Source organism: Lentzea sp. HUAS12 (assembly GCF_024125735.1).
Lineage (GTDB): Bacteria > Actinomycetota > Actinomycetes > Mycobacteriales > Pseudonocardiaceae > Lentzea > Lentzea albida.
Window position 1 is genome coordinate 4,317,842 of sequence record NZ_CP099738.1, and the last position, 18,022, is coordinate 4,335,863.

The 18,022-nt window shown below is 70.1% G+C and carries 15 protein-coding genes; 6 read left to right on the forward strand and 9 right to left on the reverse strand.

The features are described 5' to 3' along the window. Window position 1: 1 nt before the first annotated feature. Window positions 2-1,621, reverse strand: a complete 1,620-nt coding sequence (locus ND450_RS19085) for a serine/threonine-protein kinase (RefSeq protein ID WP_253327417.1) — start codon at window positions 1,619-1,621, stop codon at window positions 2-4. A 93-nt stretch (window positions 1,622-1,714) separates the two neighbouring features. On the opposite strand from ND450_RS19085, the gene ND450_RS19090 reads away from it, so the two are divergent. Beyond that, window positions 1,715-3,187: a tannase/feruloyl esterase family alpha/beta hydrolase gene (locus ND450_RS19090; RefSeq protein WP_253327418.1), complete on the forward strand. Its 1,473-nt coding sequence runs from the start codon at window positions 1,715-1,717 to the stop codon at window positions 3,185-3,187. Here ND450_RS19090 and ND450_RS19095 read toward each other — a convergent pair. The 3 genes from ND450_RS19095 to ND450_RS19105 form a co-directional block, all read right to left on the reverse strand. Next, entirely contained in the window at window positions 3,184-3,516 is a 333-nt protein-coding gene (locus ND450_RS19095; protein WP_253327419.1) for an antibiotic biosynthesis monooxygenase, read from the reverse strand. The genes ND450_RS19090 and ND450_RS19095 overlap by 4 nt on opposite strands. A 13-nt stretch (window positions 3,517-3,529) precedes the next feature. Further along, entirely contained in the window at window positions 3,530-4,009 is a 480-nt protein-coding gene (locus ND450_RS19100; protein ID WP_253327420.1) for a MarR family winged helix-turn-helix transcriptional regulator, read from the reverse strand. Window positions 4,010-4,076: 67 nt separating this feature from the next. Continuing rightward, window positions 4,077-4,631, reverse strand: coding sequence for an EF-hand domain-containing protein (locus ND450_RS19105; protein ID WP_253327421.1), 555 nt, complete (start codon window positions 4,629-4,631; stop codon window positions 4,077-4,079). 123 nt (window positions 4,632-4,754) lie between these two features. On the opposite strand from ND450_RS19105, the gene map reads away from it, so the two are divergent. Next, complete coding sequence (gene map / locus ND450_RS19110) at window positions 4,755-5,573, forward strand: type I methionyl aminopeptidase (RefSeq protein WP_253327422.1); 819 nt, start codon at window positions 4,755-4,757, stop codon at window positions 5,571-5,573. A 27-nt stretch (window positions 5,574-5,600) separates the two neighbouring features. On the opposite strand, the gene ND450_RS19115 is transcribed toward map, so the two are convergent. Then, window positions 5,601-5,900: a hypothetical protein gene (locus ND450_RS19115; RefSeq protein ID WP_253327423.1), complete on the reverse strand. Its 300-nt coding sequence runs from the start codon at window positions 5,898-5,900 to the stop codon at window positions 5,601-5,603. 275 nt (window positions 5,901-6,175) lie between these two features. On the opposite strand from ND450_RS19115, the gene ND450_RS19120 reads away from it, so the two are divergent. Together ND450_RS19120 and ND450_RS19125 are read left to right on the forward strand one after the other, a co-directional pair. After that, window positions 6,176-6,367, forward strand: a complete 192-nt coding sequence (locus tag ND450_RS19120) for a hypothetical protein (protein ID WP_253327424.1) — start codon at window positions 6,176-6,178, stop codon at window positions 6,365-6,367. 2 nt (window positions 6,368-6,369) lie between these two features. Beyond that, the gene (locus ND450_RS19125; protein WP_253327425.1) at window positions 6,370-8,166 is read left to right on the forward strand and encodes an HEXXH motif-containing putative peptide modification protein; all 1,797 of its coding nucleotides are present in this window, start codon (window positions 6,370-6,372) and stop codon (window positions 8,164-8,166) included. 6 nt (window positions 8,167-8,172) lie between these two features. Here ND450_RS19125 and fxsT read toward each other — a convergent pair whose 3' ends face one another. From fxsT to ND450_RS19140, 3 genes are read right to left on the reverse strand one after another with little or no spacing between them, the layout of a single operon-like run. Further along, window positions 8,173-12,516: an FxSxx-COOH system tetratricopeptide repeat protein gene (gene fxsT / locus ND450_RS19130; RefSeq protein ID WP_305885224.1), complete on the reverse strand. Its 4,344-nt coding sequence runs from the start codon at window positions 12,514-12,516 to the stop codon at window positions 8,173-8,175. A gap of 1 nt (window position 12,517) precedes the next feature. Then, the gene (locus tag ND450_RS19135) at window positions 12,518-13,588 is read right to left on the reverse strand and encodes a MoxR family ATPase (RefSeq protein WP_253327426.1); all 1,071 of its coding nucleotides are present in this window, start codon (window positions 13,586-13,588) and stop codon (window positions 12,518-12,520) included. After that, complete coding sequence (locus tag ND450_RS19140; RefSeq protein WP_253327427.1) at window positions 13,585-15,375, reverse strand: hypothetical protein; 1,791 nt, start codon at window positions 15,373-15,375, stop codon at window positions 13,585-13,587. Before ND450_RS19140 ends, ND450_RS19135 begins: the two co-directional genes overlap by 4 nt. 348 nt (window positions 15,376-15,723) lie before the next feature. On the opposite strand from ND450_RS19140, the gene ND450_RS19145 reads away from it, so the two are divergent. Together ND450_RS19145 and ND450_RS19150 are read left to right on the forward strand one after the other, a co-directional pair. Then, window positions 15,724-16,377 carry a Crp/Fnr family transcriptional regulator gene (locus tag ND450_RS19145; protein WP_253327428.1) on the forward strand — a complete coding sequence of 218 codons (654 nt, stop codon included), beginning with the start codon at window positions 15,724-15,726 and terminating at the stop codon, window positions 16,375-16,377. A 69-nt stretch (window positions 16,378-16,446) separates the two neighbouring features. Beyond that, complete coding sequence (locus ND450_RS19150; protein ID WP_089919399.1) at window positions 16,447-16,767, forward strand: hypothetical protein; 321 nt, start codon at window positions 16,447-16,449, stop codon at window positions 16,765-16,767. Between the two features lie 47 nt (window positions 16,768-16,814). Here the strand turns inward: ND450_RS19150 and wecB are convergent, their stop codons facing one another. Further along, window positions 16,815-17,915: a non-hydrolyzing UDP-N-acetylglucosamine 2-epimerase gene (gene wecB / locus ND450_RS19155; RefSeq protein ID WP_253327429.1), complete on the reverse strand. Its 1,101-nt coding sequence runs from the start codon at window positions 17,913-17,915 to the stop codon at window positions 16,815-16,817. Window positions 17,916-18,022: the final 107 nt, after the last annotated feature.

The following is an 18,022-nucleotide window of genomic DNA, read 5'->3' on the forward strand; positions in this document are numbered from 1 at the left end:
CCTAGTCCTTCATCAGCGGCTCGACCAGCTTCGTCCCGTCCGCCTTGCCGACGAAGCAGTGGATCAGGCGGTCGGAGCTGCGGTAGCCGTTCTCCGTCTTCACCTTCCACGCCTCCGCGGTCGGGATGACCACCCAGTAACGCAGGGTCTTCTCCTTGTCCTGGCCGTTCACCTTGTCCGACAGGAACGTGCGGGTGCACCCGGTGCCGCCGATCCTGGTGAGCTCCTCGGCGCCGGGGTACGGCACGTCCTTCTCGATCTCGGTGTTGGCGAGGACGGTGTCGAGCACCTCGACGTCGTGCTCGGCGTAGCAGCCGACGCGGTCCTTCGACTCGATCTTGCGGACGTCCTTGGCCGGCACCCAGGTGAGGCAGGACCTGCGGAACGCCATCGACACCACGCCGTCCGCGATGTCGCCACCCGGCCCGATGGTCAGGACGGGTTGCATCGCGGGCGTGCTCGCCGGGCCGTCCGGCGTGCCCAGGCCCCAGCTCGTGAACATCGGCTTGAACACGGTGAAGTACAGCAGGACCAGCGCGCCGACGAGGAAGAGCGGGATCAGGGTTCCGGCGAGGATCGCTCCGACGGGGCGCTTCCGGCGAGGGGGCACCGGGAAGGCCGGGGCGGGGGCGAACCGGCCGATCGCGACGGGACCCGACGTCGGGGGCGGGGTGAACCGGCCGATCGCCACGGGGCCCGAAGTCGGTGGCGGCGGGCCCTGTGCCGGCAGCGTCGCGAGCACCGCGCCCAACGCCGGACCGGCCACGGTCGGTCTGCCGTCCGCCACCGGCCCGGTCTGCCTGGACGCGTGGGTCTCCGCGAGGAGCGCCGCCTCGATGAGGCGGTGTGCCCGCTCGACGCCGGTCCTGCGGGCGGGATCGGGTTCCATCAGGCCGGTGATGAGCTCGCCGAGGGGGCCGGTCACGCGGGGCACCGGGCGTTCGCTCATCACCGCGAGGATCGTCGCCGAGGTGGTCGGGCGGTCGAACGCGCCGCGGCCCTCCACGGCGAAGAACAGCGTCGCCCCCAGCGCCCACAGGTCCCACGCCGGTGAGGCGTCACCGCCCGCGAGGCGTTCCGGCGCCATGTAGGCGGGCGAGCCGATCAACGTGCCGGTCGCCGTCAGCTTGGGGTCGTCGACGGCCTGGGCGATGCCGAAGTCGGTGAGCTTCGCGGTGCCCCTGCCGGGCACCATCACGTTGCCCGGCTTGACGTCCCGGTGCACGACGCCGGAGGCGTGCGCGGCCTCCAGCGCGTTCAGCAGCTGCCCCGCCAGCCTCGCGGCCGCGCGGACGCCCAGCGGACCGGAGCTCTCGACCAGCGACTCCAGGGTCGGGGCGTTGATCAGCTCCATGACGATGTACGTCTGGTCGTCCTCGGAGATGAGGTCGTAGACGGTGACCACGGCGGGGTCCTGCAACTGGCTCGCGATGCGCGCCTCGCGCAGCACCCGTTCCCGGTAGACGGCGCGTTCCGCGGCCGGGACGCCTTGGGGCAGCAGCAGTTCCTTCACCGCGACCTCGCGGCCGAGCACGGTGTCCTTCCCCAGCCACACCGCCCCCATGCCGCCCCGGCCCAGCTCGCGGTCCAGCCGGTAGCGTCTGTTGCCCACCTCGCGCATGCGTGGAAGTCTGTCACCCGGTCCGGTGACGTACACCGGCAGCGTCACCTGACGGGCGCGAGCGTTCCGGAGCCCCGCCTAGCGTCGCGCGGCGTGAGACGACTGACGAAGTTGTTGGCTACAACCCTGCTCCTGACCGGCCTGGCGCCACTCGCGCCCGCCTCGGCGAGCACCCCCGACTGCGCGGCGGTCGCGGTCACCGCCCCGGCGGGCGCGAAGATCGAGTCCGTGGGCGCCGTGAGCCGTCCGGCGCACTGCGAGATCACCGTGACGCTCATCCACACCGGCGACCACGTGAAGGTCGTCGTCGGGCTGCCGCAGAACTGGACGGGCCGCCTGCAGGGCGTCGGCGGCAGCGCCTACGCCGCCGGCGACACCGGTGCGCCGTTCGAGCAGGCGGTCGAGGACGGCTACGCGGCCGTCACGACCGACGCCGGGGTGCTGGACGCCCTCGACACCAGCTGGGCGCTCCGGAACGGCTCGGTGGACCAGACCCTGCTGACGAACTTCGCCACGCGGTCGGTGCACGAGGCGGCGGTGATCGCCAAGCAGGTCGTGCGCGGGCACTACCAGCGCCCGGTCACCTACTCGTACTGGAACGGCTGCTCGACCGGCGGCCGCCAGGGGTACGCGGAGGCGCAGCACTTCCCGGAAGACTACGACGGCGTCCTCGCCAACGCGCCCGCCGTCAACTGGGCGCAGTTCGCCGTCGCGACCCTGTGGCCACAGGTCGTGCAGGGCAACGACGGGCACGTCGTCAGCAACTGCGTGCTCGACGCGTTCCGCAAGGCGGCCGTGGAAGCGTGCGACGCGAATGACCGCGTCCGTGACGGCATCGTCGACCGCCCGGACCGCTGCGGCTACGACCCGCGTCAGCTCATCGGCGCGAAGATCCTCTGCGAGGGCACCGAGATCACCGTGACGAAGGCCGACGCCGACGTCATGCGCAAGATCTGGGACGGCCCGACCGACGAGCGCGGCCGCGGCCTCTGGCCGGGCCTGCCGAAGGGCGCCGACCCGGTGTGGCTCGCGGGCACGCTGCCCGGCGCGTCCGGTCCCGGCTTCCCCGTCGCCGCGCTGTGGGTGCAGAGCTTCCTGCTGAAGCAGCCCGGCTTCGACACCTCGAAGCTCACCTACGCCCAGTACCGCGACCTGTTCCGCCAGTCGGTGCGCGAGTACGACGGCGTCATCGGCACCTCCGACCCGGACCTGTCGGCGTTCCGCCGCTCGGGCGGCAGGCTGATCACGTTCGTCGGCACCAACGACCAGCTGATCCCGCCCGGCGGCACGCTGCGGTACCGCGACGCCGTCGAGCGGCGGATGGGCCACGTCGACGACTTCTACCGCCTGTTCACCGCTCCGGGCGTCGACCACTGCTCCGGCGGCGCCGGCGCTCAGCCCACGAACGCGTTGGGCCAGCTGGTCGACTGGGTCGAACGCGGCAAGGCGCCGGCCACCCTCACGGCCGCCGCGGCCGGCTCGACCCGCGACCTCTGCGCGTACCCGAAGGTGTCCCGGTACGTGTACGGCGACCCGAAGGCGGCGTCCAGCTACCGCTGCCTCTAGGCAGGCGGCTCGGCGCCGGGCTCGGCCTCGCCTGCGGACACGAGGCCGAGCACCCCTTCCTCCGCGGAGACGAGCGAGTCGATCGCGTCGAAGAACGCCTTGATACCCGGCAGGTTCGGCCCCTTCCGGCTGGACGCGGCGTAGTCCTCGGAGGAGCGCCACTCGACGATGTCGAGCCACTCGTCGTTCGGCAGCCGCACGAGCCGCGCGCCGAGGAAACCCTCGCGGTCGGCCTCGAAGTCGGCGACCATGCCCGGCCGGGCGGCCAGCAGCGCCTCGACGTTCTCGGGCGCCACGCGGAAGCGGGTGAGTTCCACCGAAGTAGTCATGAATCGATGATAGTCACGATTCTTGACCAAATCCAGGTCGCTCCACGAGCCGCTGGTGCTCGGTGATGTCCACGAGCACGTGCTTGAACCGCGCGTACTCGTCCTCGCCGACCCGTTCGGCGTGCCGCTCCTGCATCGCGGCCATGATGTGGTCGGCGGCCTTCATCTGCGCGAGCCCGCGGCCGGTGGGACAGACGAGCTTCGCCCGGCGGTCACTCGGATCGGGCCGGCGCTCGACGTAGCCGAGCGCCTCCAGCTCGTCGACCAGCGTGCCGATGATCTGCTTGTGCTGCCCCGAGAGGTGCGCCAGGTCCGTCGCACGCACCCCGTCGGGGTCGAGGTAGGCGAGCACCGCGCCGTGGCGGTGCTTCAGGTCGCCGAACCCCAGGTCGGCGAGCTTCTCGAAGAGCTCCCGCTGCACCGCGAACAGCAGGCGGCCCGACAGGACTCCCAGGTCGGGGTTCGAGGCGTTGCGTTCCGCTCGGGTGACCATCGGGTCACCCTAGCGGCGCGCGGAGGCCGACCGGCCGTGCGCACGTGACGCCCGCGCCCCCACGAACTCAGGCGCGCTGCAGCGCCTTCGGGTACAGCCAGCTGCCGGGCGTGTCCTCCGCCGGGTTCGTGTAGTAGTCCCGCACCGCCGCCACGTACTCCTGCACGCTGATCGCCCCGTCGCCATCGGTGTCGAGGTGCAGGAACGCGGTCGCGCACTCCTCCACCGACAGGCCGCGCGCCTTCAGCAGCACCCCGAACTCGGCGGCGTCGACGCGGCCGTCGCCGTTGGTGTCCATGAGGACGAGGAGGGACTGGACGACCTCGAGGAAGTCCATGTTGATCGGGCCGCCCTCGACGAAGGCCTCGATCATGGCGGCGCGGTACTCCTCCGGGCCGATGCGGCCGTCGCGGTCGGTGTCGCAGTGGTCGGCGAGCATCTCCCAGAACCTGTCGTAGGCCTCGACCAGGTCGCGGCCCCGCTCGGAGGAGGCGGGCTCGCCGTACGCCTGGAGCAGGCGGTTGGCGAGGGCGTAGATGTCCGCCAGTTCGATGACGCCGTTGCGGTTCACGTCGTAGTGGGCGAAGGTCGAGTCGATCCTGTGCTGCAACACCTGCTTCATGATGAGGCACTGTGGTGACGCGGCCGGGAGGATGCAACGCGCGTCCCCCTCCTGGGTGGTGTTGTTCAGCCGGTTCCGCGAAGCCGGTATAGTTATACCGGTAACCGCTGATGGAGGAACACGTTGATCGAGCTCAAGTCCCCCGCCGAGATCGAGCGCATGCACGTCACCGGCCAGTTCATCGCGGAAGTGCTCGACGAGCTCTCCGCCAGGGCCGCGGTGGGTGTGAACCTGCTCGACCTCGAACACCACGCGCGCCACATGCTGCAGGAACGCGGCGCCGTGTCCTGCTACTGGGACTACTCGCCGTCGTTCGGGCGCGGGCCGTTCCGCAACGTCACCTGCCTGGCGGTCAACGACGCGGTGCTGCACGGCCTGCCCAAGAGCTACGTGCTGGCCGACGGCGACGTGCTGACCATGGACATCGCCGTCCTCATCGACGGCTGGGCGGCCGACTCGGCCATGACCGTCATCGTCGGCACGCCGCGCGAGGAGGACCAGCGCCTGATCCAGGCCACCGAGGTGGCACTAGCGGCCGCGATCGAGGCGGCGCAGGTCGGCAACCGCATCGGCGACATCTCGGCGGCGATCGGCGAGGTGTGCGGCCAGTACGGGTACACGCCCAACCTGGAGTTCGGCGGCCACGGCATCGGCCGGACCATGCACGAGGCGCCGCACATCTCCAACAACGGCCGCCGCCGGCACGGCATGAAGCTCAAGCCGGGCCTGACCGTCGCGATCGAGCCGTGGCTCGCCGCCACCACCGACGAGATCGTCTACGACGAGGACGGCTGGACGTTGCGCTCGGCCGACGGCTCGCGCACGGCGCACTCCGAGCACACGGTCGCGATCACCGAAGACGGCCCGCTGGTGCTGACCCGGCGGAAGAGCGAACTGAAGGGGCAGCCCGCGTCCTCCCAGGCCGGCACGCCCCGGGCGTGACGGTGGAGATGCCCACCGCGCCGCCGATCAGCCGGGATCGGTGAACGAGACCGGCTTGCCGGTGGCGCGGGCGTACGCGATCTCCCTGCCCGTGGACTCGCCGACGTACCCGCCTGGGTTGACCACCAGGACCCGGTCCGCCAGGTCGATCTTGTGCAGGTGCAGTGAGTCCAGCGCGGCCTTCTGCTCACCGGTGATCACCTCGTCCGCTTCGCCGGGCGCGACGACGATGACACCGGCGAAGGTCAGGTCGCGGTTCACCGCGCGCATCTCCTCCGCGAACCGGGTGGAGCCGCAGAGGCAGACGATCTCGGGTCGGTCGGGCACGGCTCGGTCCTCCAGGTCGAATCGCAGTCCACAAAGGACACGAGGCGGAGCGACGAGCCCGCGCCGGCCTGCTCACGATCGACCGGGTCGAGCACACCCCACCGGGAAAGTCTCCAATTCCTGTCCAATTCCAGGTCAACAACGCCTGCCGCAGCATCAGTTGCTCGTTTCGGCGCAAGGAAACGCAAGGCATCGGTCTACCTGAAGCCCTCATTGTTGCGCCATCATGGAATCGCCTGCACTGACCGGCACTCGGCGTGAGGGGAATCGACACCATGAGCTCATCGGGCTTGGAGCCGGACCTGGAATCCGCGCTGATCGATCTCGAAGGCGTCCCCTTCACGAGGCTGCGCGACCTGGACAGCGCCCTCCTGCGCCACTCCCTGCGGCACGTCGTGGAACGAGCCGCGCTCGTCAGCGGCGGCTACAGAAGCAGCACCGATTCGGGCGGTGAGCGAATCGACTGACCATGCCGCAGCCCACCCCCTTCCACCGCATGCCGTGGGCCGACTTCGACGCCTTCGCCCGCCTGCAGGGCGACGCGTCCATGATCGCCCGGTTGCGCGGAGCCGAACTCAGCAGACGCAAGCTCCTGGTGCACGCGCTGCTCGAAGCGTCGGCGAAAACGCCGGGGGCCTTCGGGCCGCTGCCGCCGCTCGAAGCGGTCTGGGACCTGCTCGCGCGAGTCGAGAACGTGTCACCGGTGGCGCTGGACGAGGTGTTCGCCCACCCCTACACCGGAAGCTGGGCCGGGTACTCGACCAGGTTGCTGACCAATGACATGGACGGTGTGTGTCCACTGTGGATCCACCTCGGCCACGTGCACGCGCTCGCGGCCGCGGCCGCGATCACAGCCGATCTGGACTTCGAGATGCGGATACCGGTGTGGGACGGCAACGCGGTCCTGCCCTCGCTCGGGACAGCGCGGTTGCCTGCCGCGGACCGCTTCTGCACGGCCGTGGTGACGGGTGGACGTGGACGCTACGTGGTCCGGGGTGAGAGCGGCGAGGTCCGGCTGCCGGCGAGACTCGGCACCGACTCCCCCGGCTGGTGGGCACTGCGGACGTGCCGGGCGGGCGACGCGGCGAACCGGCTCTCGCTGACCCTGGACGACCTCGATCCCTACCGCGGGCTGCACGAGCCGCTTCCGCCGGACCGGCTGAGCAGCGCCGACACCAGGACGTGGCGACGTCTGCTGAGCGAGTCGTGGGACCTGCTGCGGGGCGCCACGCCGGAGCTGGCCGGGATGATCGCCGCCGGTCTGGACTCCGTGGTGCCCAAGCCGAACGTGCCCTTCCAGAACCCGAGCGCGTCGACCGGCGAGGCCTTCGGCAGCGCCGTGATCGGGTTGCCCGAGGACGCCGCGGACCTGGCCGCCACGCTGGTCCACGAGCACCAGCACATCGTGCTGGGCGGCGTTCTGCACCTGGCGCGGTTGTACGAGAACGACCGCACGGAGAGGATCTACGTGCCGTGGCGGGACGATCCGCGCCCTCTGAGCGGTGCGTATCAGGGCGTGTACGCGTTCTTCGGAGTCACCGCGTTCTGGCGCAGTGCGGCCCGATCCAGTGCATCGCGGCGGGCGGCGTTCGAGTTCGCCCACTGGCGTGGCCAGACGTGGCGGACCCTGCTCACTCTGCGCAAGGACGCGACCCTCACCGACGCGGGGCGACGTTTCCTGGACGGCATCGCCGAGGTGCTAGGACCCTGGCAGCAGGATCCGGTGCCCGAGGACGTCCTGGAACTGACCGGACTGCTCGCCGCCGATCACCGGGCCGGCTGGCTCCTGCGGCACCTGCGGCCGGATCCCGCGATCGTCTCCGCGACGGCCGGCGCCTGGCTGGCGGGGAGGGCACGGCCGCCGGTCGTCCTGCCGCCCGCCGATCTCCCGCCGACGCCGGTGCCGGACGGACCGTGGTCGCGAAGCCGGGCCACGTTGCTGCGCCTCGGCATGAGCCACGAGGGCCGTGAACAGTGGCGGTCGGTGCCCGGTGCCACCGAGGCGGACTTCGCGTTGATCGCCGGGCATCACGCCGACGCCGCCTCCGGTTACCGCGCGGAACTGCACGCCGACCCCGACCGGCCCGTGTCGCTCGTGGGACTGGGACTCGCCCTGAACGCGGCCGGCCCCAACCCGGCAGCGCGCGCACTGCTGCACTGCCCGGAAATGGTGCGTGCGGTGCACCGGGAACTCCGGCGCACCGCACGCGACGTACCGACGCCGGAGCAACTCGCCCGGTGGCTGGGCCAGCTCGTCTCCGGCTGAGGCCCGCTACATCAGCAGCGGGTCGATATCGCAGTTCGCCCTCATCCCCTTGATCGCGGCGATCGTGCCGGGGTGTCCCTCGCCCAGCACCTTGCGATACCTCTCCAGCACCGGCCCGTGGTGGACGGCGGCCTCTTCCAGGCGGCCCGCCGCCCGGAGGTCGTGTCCCAGGTTGAGCGACGCCGCCAGCAAGGTGGGGTGGTTGACACCGAACACCCTGTTACCGCGCTCCACGGCATCTTGGCCGAATGCGATGGCCTGCTCGGTCTCGCCGAGGGCGGCGAGGTCGCTCGCCAGGTTGATCGTGGCGATGATCGCGTAGGGGTGGTTCGGACCGAGTCGGCCGCGGAAGAGCTCCGAAGCCCGCTCGTCGAGCTCCCGTGCTTCGGCCACCTCGCCCTTGAGCCGCATCGTCACCGCCAGGTCGACGGTCGCGAGAACGGTGTGCGGGTGGTCTTCACCCAGAACGCGCCGGTACCGCTCGAACGTGTCCTCGCCCAGCGCCTTCGAGGCGACCAGTTCCCCCGCGTGGCGAAGATCGATCGAATGCGCCACGGCGCAGGCCAACCGGGTCTGGTCGTCGTGCCCGTACAGCAGCGTGAACTGGGCCAGCGCCGGAGTCGACAGCTCCAGCGCCCGCTCGTGGTCGCCGTCCTTGCGGCGCAACACGGACAGCAGGAACGACCGGGTCGACTGCGTCGGGTTGTCCGCCGGGAGCCGCATCCGGTAGGTCTCGGCGAACTTCTCCATGTCGATCCGGGCGCGCATGTACTCGCCCGCCTCGCGCCTGTCGACGATCTCCGCCGAGTAGCTGCTGACCGTCCTCGGGTGGTCCGGTCCGAGCACCTCGCTGCGGCGGTCCGCGGTGTCGCGGTCGAGTTCGGCCGCCGCGACGTACTCGCCGGACAGCCGGAGGCTGATGCCGTGCTGGTACGCCGCTTTGAGGGTCTCCGGGTCGTCGTCCCCGAACAGGCGCCTGGACTTGGTGAGGATCTCCTCGCTCAGTTTCGCCGCCGTGGCGAAGTCCCCCTGTGCCCGGAGGTCGGTCACGACGTTGGCCTGGACGGTGAGCACCTCCTCGCTGTCCTCACCGGTCACCGAGATCTGGCGCTGCAGGGTGCGCTGGTTGATCCGCGAGGCTTCCTCGTACCTGCCCACGACCCACAGGTAGAAGCCGAGGCGTGCGGCCACGTACAACGACTGCGGGTGGGTGGGGCCGAGTTTGCGTTCGAACGCCTCGCTGACCCGCTCGGCCAGGCGCGCGGCCTCGTCGTGGTCGCCCCACGCGGAGAGGAAGCGCATCACGTTGATGATGAGCTGACGGGGCCAGTCCTCGTCGCACTCGACGATGTCGGACGCGTAGGCGTGCGGCAGCAGCTCGCGGTAGCGCGACCAGTGCTTGCTCGAATCCGGGTCGTTGGGGTCGAGGCTGGCCAGGAGCTGGTGCGCCCCGTGCTTCATCTGCGCGTGCAGCTGCGGCGCCATGGTGCGGTTGCGCAGCACCAACTGGACCAACCTGTGCAGCTGCAGGGTGTTGTTGCCGTGGTCGATCTTCGCCAGGCCGTAGCGGTTGATGTCGCGGATGGCCCTGGCGAGTTTGATCGGGTCGCGCAGGGCCGCGTCCAGCTCCGGGGAGATCGACACCCGGCTGACGCCGGTGAACAGGTCGCGGGAGATCGGCTCCGGCGAGTAGAACGCGCAGATGTGCAGGATCTGGTGCGCTGCCGGGTTGCGCTTCTTCAGCTCGTCGAACGACACGTTCCAGGCGGCGGCGACCGAACGCTCGTAGTCCGTCTGGGCGGACGTGTCGAGGATTTCCGCGACGGACTCGTCGAACAGCCGCAGGTACTCGCTCACGGGCATGCCGGTGACCGCACGCCAGGCCGCGGCCTGCTCGACCGCCAGTGGCAGGTCGCCGAGCTTCTCCGCGAGCACGTCCGCGTCCGCCTCGTCGATCTCCGGGCCGCGCTTGCCGAGCAGTTCGATGCTCTCCTGCCGGTCGAACACCGCGAGTTCCAGCGGCCTGGCCACGCCTGCCCAGTCCGGGTTGCGGGAGGTGATCAGCACCTCGCCGGGACCGTTGGCGGGGAAGAACGGGCGCACTTCCTCGGGACTCTCGGCGGCGTCGAAGACGAGCAGCCAGCGGCGGAACGGCCGGCCGACGCGCAGGGCCTCGCGGACGGCGGGGACGGCGGTGTTCGCCTCGGTGGCGCCGGGCAGTCCGAGCTGACGCGCGAGTTCGGTGAGACCGGCGCGGATCTGGGTCGGCCGGGCCGCCTCGATCCACCAGATGAGGTCGTAGTCCTGCAGGTGGCGGTAGATGTACTCGGTCGCCATCTGCGTCTTGCCGATACCGCCCATGCCGTGCAGCGCGGACGGCAGCACCGCGGTGGCACCACCGGCGGTCAGGCGTTTGCCCAGCTGGTCCAGCAGTTCTTCGCGGCCGGTGAAGTTCGGATTTCGCGGCGGGACATTTCCCCAGATGACGGGAGGATCATCCGACCTCCGCTCGTGAAACGTCCTCGAGCTCGAAGCGGGAAGAACTGTCATACCGCTCACCTCGGGGAGGTCGTTGTCGCGCGACCCGGCGGATTGCGCCGCGTTCGATGCGGAATACGCGGGTGGTTCGGATACCGTGGTCGTGCTGGCGCGCTCGGCCGCATCGGACATTTTCTTGCTCGCTATCCTAGGCTCACTGGGCTTGATTGATTCAGCATGGCCGCCGCCGCGTCTCACAGCATCGCCCAGCCGATCAGCGCGTGAGAGGTAAGGACCCGACAACGCTCCCATCACCGCACGCTGGAGCCCGACTTCAGCGGCTGTCGAAACAGAGGGAACGGGGTCCGGGGTGTTGTCTGGATCCACTATGGCGTCACGGAGACGTCTCAGTGCCGGAATACGATCCCCGAATACCGCGGCAGCCGTTTGCACGACACCCGCGGTTTCGGACCGCCGAGCGCCGCTGAGCAGCAGTTCTCGCACTTTCTCGGGAAAGACGAAAGCAGTGGAGTCCCAAGCAGGAACTCCACGGCCGACGGGAGAATAGTGCACCACTCCGCTCAAAAGCAATTCGCTGAGGTGCTCGGTTTTCGCCTCCGGGACGAATTGATGGCGAATGAGTTTCACGACTTCGGGGTGCGCAGGGACCGCCGCCAGCAACGTCGCGAGCCGGAGCGCGGGTGGTGAGGCTAGGCTTCTGAACCTGCCCACGTGCTCTTTCGCCGACAGGTCGCCATTGGTCGCGGCCGCGGTCTGGCGGGTGGCGAGCACCACCGTTCCGGCGGCCGGGCCGCGGTGGCCCGTCGTGATCAAGCGCGCCCACCACTTCAGGTAACGAGGTTGCAATTCGATCACGGGCACCGCGACGGCACCGTTGCGCAGGTGCGCCTGCGGGTCCTCTTCCAGCCACGCGTCGGGCAGGTCGTAGGTCCAGCGGCGGTTGGGGCGCATCGCGGCCGGCACGGTCAGGTTCGCGCGGTGCAGCGGCACGGAACCACGGCCCCACAGCCACTGCGGCAGGAGGTGCAGCACGCTCACGGGCATGGACCGCGCCCACCGTGCGAGCATCGGGTTGAGCAGGTCCGGCCGCCACACGCCGCCGACGCCGTCCGTCACGAGCAGCATGACCCTGCGGCCGGAGACGTCGAGCACCTCCGCCGGGTCACGCGCGGGCGCACCGGGCGTACCACCGCGCAACACCGGGACCTCCGTGCCCTCCCCGTCGCGGACGACGTCGACCAAGCGGAACTGGATCGTGCGGAAGGCTCCGAGCCGCGCGAGCATCTCCAGGAACGCGACGACCTTCGGCCGCCACAACGACATGGACGGACTGTCGTCCAAAACGACGGTCAGATCGAGCCACCGCTCCGGACACGACCGGGTGATAGGCCACCACGTGCCGGTGCTCGCCACCTGTTCCGCGGTCGCCACCTCGTCCAGGACCGTTGAGCCGTAACGGAAAGAAGGGACCTCGCGCTTCAACGGCCGCAACGCTCGGAAGCACTCCAGCATCTCGGTGAGAGCGGGCGCCACCACCGCGGCCGGCGGCAGCTCCCCGCGTTCCTCGTCGTCATGACCCGGTGGGAGCTCGGCCGGTTCCGCCTCGGCCTCCACCTGCTCCGGGACGGCCGGAGGCTCAGCGGCGGAAACGTCCTCGGGTTCGGACTCGGGTTCGACGGGCGCGGACGGTTCCTCGCGCACGGACTCGACGGGCGGCGGCCTCACGGGAACGGGTGGATCCGGATCACCGAGGTCGTCCTCCCGGTTCTCCGGTGCGCCGCCGCCCATCGCGGCGGCCAGCCACACGACGTCCCCGACGTCGGTCCAGCCCAGACCCTCCAAGCCGTCCACGTCACAGCTCCGTCAGTCTGCGCCACAACGAGTCGAGCAACCGCTGCCACGCCAGGTCGTCGGGCTGGTACGCCCCGGACGTCGCGAGGTACACGGCGTCCAGCAGGCGGTCCGCGGGCAGCCCGCCCTCCGCGCGGCTCTTCGCGATGAACTCGCGCACCAGCCGGTCGCGGTGTTCTCCCCGCTCGTCGAGGAGGTGGTTGGCCACCATGGCGGCCAGCTGTTCGACCGTCGGGTCCTTGATCTCGAGTTGCAGCACGCGGCGCAGGAACGCGGGCGGGAACTCGCGCTCGCCGTTGCTGGTCATGACGACGATCGGGAACGCGCGGCAGGCGACCCGGCCGTCCACGACCGTCGCGGTCCCGTTGGGGTCGTTCGTGTGGACGGTGACCTCACGCGTCTGGTTGCGCACGCGGGCCAGTTCCGGGATGACGAACTCGCCGTCCTCGAAGATGCTCAGCAGGTCGTTGGGCAGGTCCGACTCCGACTTGTCGAGCTCGTCGATCAGCACGACACGGGGAAGCCGGCGCGGCAGGAACGCGGTGCCCAGCGGCCCGAGCCGGACGAACTCACCGATGGGTGCCTCTTCGGCGTTCCCCGACTGCGCGCGGCTCGCGGCCGCCTGGACCCTGCCGATCGCGTCGTAGTCGAACAGCCCGGAACTCAGCGTCGTGCGGCTGGTGATCGACCACCTGAGCACGCGGCCCAGACGCAGTTCCCTGGCGACCCGCCAGGCGAGGGAGGACTTGCCCACTCCCGGTTTGCCGGTCAGCAACAGCGGGCGGCGCAGGTACAGGGCCGCGTTGACGACGTCGAGTTCGTGCGCGTCGACGTCGGACTCCGCCAGGTTGATCTCCGGCCCCAGCCGGCGATCCGCTTCGCCGTCGTCGCCCGGTGGCACGTCGTCCACCGGGAGGGGGCCGCCCTGGAAGTCGCGCCACGGAGGAGGAGGCGGGAGTATCTCGCCGAGATCGATGTCGTGGATCTCCCTGCCGGTACCCCGGTAGATCCACCAGTCCGGCGCGTCGAGTCCCGCCCTGCGGTTGTCCCGGCCGTGTTCCCGCACGCTCATTCGAGGCCCCCACTCGACGTCGGCGGAGGAGGTCCGCCGGGTCCGATCTTCCGGTTCGGGTCGTCGAGCAGCACGACGAGGTTGCGGATGAGGTCGTCCTCCGTGGCGGCCAGGCGCGCGGCGCGGTGGCGGCCCGGCACCCCGGAGATGCCGCCCTCACCGGTGACGAGCCGGCCGACGAGGTCGCGCAGGTCCTCGGCGCTCGCGCGCGGGTGCCAGACGACCAGGGGCACACCGGCCCGCAACGCGGCGGTCAGCGCATCGGGCCCGGAGCTCGGATCCGGATGCGCGGAAGGCGGCTCGTCCATGACCATTCCAACCCACGTGGATTCGCTCAGCACGGCGTCGATCGGATTCTCCCTGGCTTCAGCTGGCCCGTACGGGTGAATTCGCCGAATCGACGGGGTGTCGTCCACAGCCGACTCCCACCTCATGCGCCAAATCCGGTGCCAGTGAGCGGACCGCATTCGTTCTAGAGATCTGAGCGCCAAAGGATAGTCGTACACGAGCGGGCGTGGGTAACCAGACCCGTATTCCTTGCGCCACGCCATGATCGGCATTTGGAGCAGCGGCCTGGGCATCACGAATTCCAGCGCGACCGAAACGGCCTGGTCCGACCACTCGCTCTCGGCCTTGACGATCACCTCGTCGATTCGCCGTTCCAGTTCACCGACGGCCAGCTCGTACGGTCCCCCGCGCGGCGGCGGCCATTCGAGCGGATCTTCCTGACGCCAGAACGAGAGCACGCACCTGGTCTCGTCTATCGCGTCCAGTTCGACCACGATCATCAGGTGCAGAAACGGCTGCTCGGGTATCGGGTTCCTCGACTCCCGGCGTTCCTGCCGCTGCTCGGTGCGTCGAAGGTTGTAGATCTTCTGCGAAACCCACTCGGTCAGTTCGGCCGCGGTGTCGGCACCGAGCTCCTCGGCGAGCAGTTCGAGTAATTCGATGGCAGGAGGAATTCCGTCGGAATCCGCGTTCACGTCGGCCAGGTTGAGAAAGGCCTCCCAGACCGAGTGGAAACGGGGCAGGGGAATCCTCGCCCGCGTGGCGCGGCGGACGAGCATCGGCAGGCGATCGGTCTCCACGCCCGAGAGCAGCGCCTCCAGCACCTTCATCTCGTCCGCGGGGAACAGGGAGCGCACGACGACGTCGTCGTGCGCCGGACCGGCGACCAGCGCCGGCGGCGACGCGCCGGCCTCCCAGCGCCCCCCGTGCAGCCGCAGCCACGCGTACCCGTCGAACGACTTCACCGAGACGTCGATGCGGCGGTACGACTCCGGTGCGCTGCCGGGGTCCTGGCTGATGACCTCGTCGTAGAAGTAGGAACTCGCGATGAAGGCGACGAGCTGCCCGGATCTGCTCAACTCCGTCTTCGCCTCCTCCGAGTCCAGGATCCGGAACGTCTGCACCACGGCGTTCCCGACCCAGCCGTTCGCGTTCTTGCGGATGTCCCCGGCGTGCAACCCCACCCGGAGCGTGAACTGGGCCGGTCGCGCGTGGGTCGCGTTGTGGCGGCGGATCTCGGCGGCCAGACGGTCGGGCAGCTTGTCGGCCAGTTCGCTCTTGGACACCGACGGCGGGATCAGGATCAGGGCGCCGTCGCCGCGGTCCTCGATGTCGCACTCGTCCACGACCGCGCCCGCGGCGGTGAGCGCGGCCCTCAACACGCCGTACAGGCCCTCCTGCACCGCGATCTGGTCCGCGACGGTGCGGTCCGGACGGGTGAACTCGGCGACGTCGACCGCGACGATCGTCCGGTGTTCGGTCGGTGGCGAGTGGGGCACGACCGTCCTCTCCACGACATGACGCCGGCTGCTACCGGCGAGCCGATTCGTCGTGTACCAGACCGACCCGGCCGGGCTGCGCGCCGTTTGACGCACAAGGCCCAGTTCCACCCCGCGGGATCTCGCACAGCAGACACTCGTGCGTTACTACAGCAGGATTCCCTTCACACCGAGGAGCACTCGGACTGCTCCGCCGGAGATTTCAGCCGATGAGAGCAGCGGGCACGGGCGTGCCCCGCCGGGATTTTCGGGTGGTCGTGGCGGACCGTTACGCGCACCGGTGCGAACGGGGTGCGATTAGATCGATCGGGGCAGTGACCGCCGAGCTGTTCCGTGAATCATGGAAGCATGGGGATCGGCCGGTCGTTCTGGGGGATGCTCGACGAGACCGAACGCGCGGCGATGCTGGCGGCGGCGACCCGCAGGACGTTCGGCCCCGGCACCGTGATCTGCCACCAGGGGGACGAGACGCGGAACGTGCTGGTCGTGTCGCGGGGGCGGGTGCGGGTCAGCCGGTTCGCGCTCAACGGCGACGAGACCCTGCTGGCCGTGCGCGGGGCCGGCGACATCATCGGTGAGGTCGCGGCGATCGACGGGCAGGGGCGGTCGGCGACGCTCACGGCGGTGGACGACGTCGAGGGGATCCTGATCACCGCCAACGCCTTCATCCGGCTGTGTGAAAGGCATCCGCGGGTCGTGTGGGCCGTGCTGCGGGTCGTGGTGTCGCGTGCCCGGGCGGCGGGTGACCAGCAGGACCTGCGGACCGGACCGTCGTTGCAGCGGGTCGCGGGGGTGTTGCTCGGGCTCGCGCACCGCGACGTCAGCGACATGATCGCGACCGTGCCGCTCAGCCAGCGCGAGCTCGCGGCCATCGCGGGGATCTCGCGCGAGACGCTGGTGCGGGCCTTGAAAACGTTGCGGGAGGCCGGGATCATCGCCACCCGGCGCTCGCACGTGGAGATCCTGCGCGAGGACGAACTGCGCGCGGTCTGCGGCATTTGACGCAGACGTTGCGGCGTGGTCGCGGTTCCCTTGGTGCACAGGCCACCAGCAGTCACCAGGGGAGAGACCATGAAGCGCCACACCGTGCCGGAACCCGGCTCCCGCAAGCAGATGGCGCGCGCACGCCGCAAGCACACCGAACGGGTGCTGTTCGCGGTCGTCTTCACGGCCGTCGAACTCTGGGCGGTCGTCGCCGCCGTGGTGCTGCTCGAGGACGACGGCGTGCTCGCCGTCGCCGCGTCGGTGGTGCTGTCCGCGGCGCTCATCGCCGTGTGGGACACCTGGCAGTCCGTTTTCGCGTCCGGACGGGCTTTGCGGGTGCCGGCGTCCGACGAACCCGCCGCCGAGGAGGTCGGTCCGGACCAGCCGATGACGCTGGTGCGGCTCTGAGACCAGGTGTGGCCGCGGCGTAGGGGGGCGCGGCCACACCGCCCGGTTCAGCGGGCGGACTCCAGCATCGTGCGCACCGCCGACGCGATGAGTGCCGACGGAGAACCCGTCCCGTACGGCGAGGGGATCTCGCGCAGTGCCGCGCGGTGGGATTCCACGTCGTCGAGCCAGCGCAGCACCGCGGTGCTCACGAGCGGGCCGGGCGGGACGAGGGTGCCGAACGTGCCCTCGATCTCCGGACGTTCGGTGCTGCGCCGCACGACCACGACCGGCCGCTTGAGCACGCTCACCTCCTCCTGGATCCCGCCCGAGTCCGACACGATGACGGCGGAGGCGTGGGCCAGGGCGAGGAAAGGGCGGTACGGCTGGGGTTCGACTACCTGCAGGCCGTGCAGCAGCGCTCCCAGGCCGAACGCGGTGACGCGCTGGGCGGTGCGCGGGTGCAGCGGGAGCACGACGGGGAGCGGCAGCTCGCCCAGCTGGCGCAGGATGGTCTCGAGGTTCGCGGCGTCGTCGACGTTCTCGGGGCGGTGGATCGTCGCGAGGACGTAGCCGTCGTGCTTGAGGCCCAGGTCGCCGAGGACGGCGTCCTCCTCCTCGGGCGAGGGCAGCGCGTGGGCCAGTGCCTCCACGACGGTGTTGCCGGTGACGGCGATGCGGCCGGCGGCGACGCCTTCGGCCAGGAGGTTGTCGCGGTTCAACGACGTCGGCGCGCAGCAGAGGTCGGAGAGGTGGTCGATGAGCACCCGGTTGTGCTCCTCGGGCATCGCGCGGTCGTAACTGCGCAGGCCCGCCTCCACGTGCACCAGCGGCACGTCGCAGGCGTTGGCGGCCAACGCCCCCGCGAGCGCGGAGGTCGTGTCGCCCTGCACGACCACGGCGGCCGGGCGTTCGGAGGCCAGCACCTCGTCCACGGCCGAGACGGCACGGCCGAGCTGGTCGCCTCGGCGCAGACCGCCGAGCCGCAGTTCGTGGAAGCCGCCCGGTTCCGGCACATCACGGCGGATGAGCGAGTACATCGAGCGGTCGTAGTGCTGGCCGGTGTAGATCATGGTGCACGCGCTGCCGAGGTGTTCCACGAGCGGCGCGAGTTTGATCAGTTCCGGTCTTGTGCCGCAGACGATCGTCACGGTGTTCGTTTCCCGCACCGCGGCAAGGTACTTCATCGATCTTGACGAATCGGGACGAAAGCCGCTCACGTTCACTCGAAAGAGTTGCCTGGGATATCGCTCGAAAGTGTTGCGGCACAAGCGTG

What these genes read in the sequence shown, in the direction of transcription:
- ND450_RS19145 (WP_253327428.1), top strand. Translation starts at nt 15,724, where the DNA reads ATGGGGATCGGCCGGTCGTTCTGGGGGATGCTCGACGAGACCGAACGC.
- ND450_RS19125 (WP_253327425.1), top strand. Translation starts at nt 6,370, where the DNA reads ATGCCGCAGCCCACCCCCTTCCACCGCATGCCGTGGGCCGACTTCGAC.
- ND450_RS19120 (WP_253327424.1), top strand. Translation starts at nt 6,176, where the DNA reads ATGAGCTCATCGGGCTTGGAGCCGGACCTGGAATCCGCGCTGATCGAT.
- ND450_RS19100 (WP_253327420.1), bottom strand. Translation starts at nt 4,009, where the DNA reads ATGGTCACCCGAGCGGAACGCAACGCCTCGAACCCCGACCTGGGAGTC.
- ND450_RS19085 (WP_253327417.1), bottom strand. Translation starts at nt 1,621, where the DNA reads ATGCGCGAGGTGGGCAACAGACGCTACCGGCTGGACCGCGAGCTGGGC.
- ND450_RS19095 (WP_253327419.1), bottom strand. Translation starts at nt 3,516, where the DNA reads ATGACTACTTCGGTGGAACTCACCCGCTTCCGCGTGGCGCCCGAGAAC.
- ND450_RS19135 (WP_253327426.1), bottom strand. Translation starts at nt 13,588, where the DNA reads ATGAGCGTGCGGGAACACGGCCGGGACAACCGCAGGGCGGGACTCGAC.
- ND450_RS19105 (WP_253327421.1), bottom strand. Translation starts at nt 4,631, where the DNA reads ATGAAGCAGGTGTTGCAGCACAGGATCGACTCGACCTTCGCCCACTAC.
- ND450_RS19150 (WP_089919399.1), top strand. Translation starts at nt 16,447, where the DNA reads ATGAAGCGCCACACCGTGCCGGAACCCGGCTCCCGCAAGCAGATGGCG.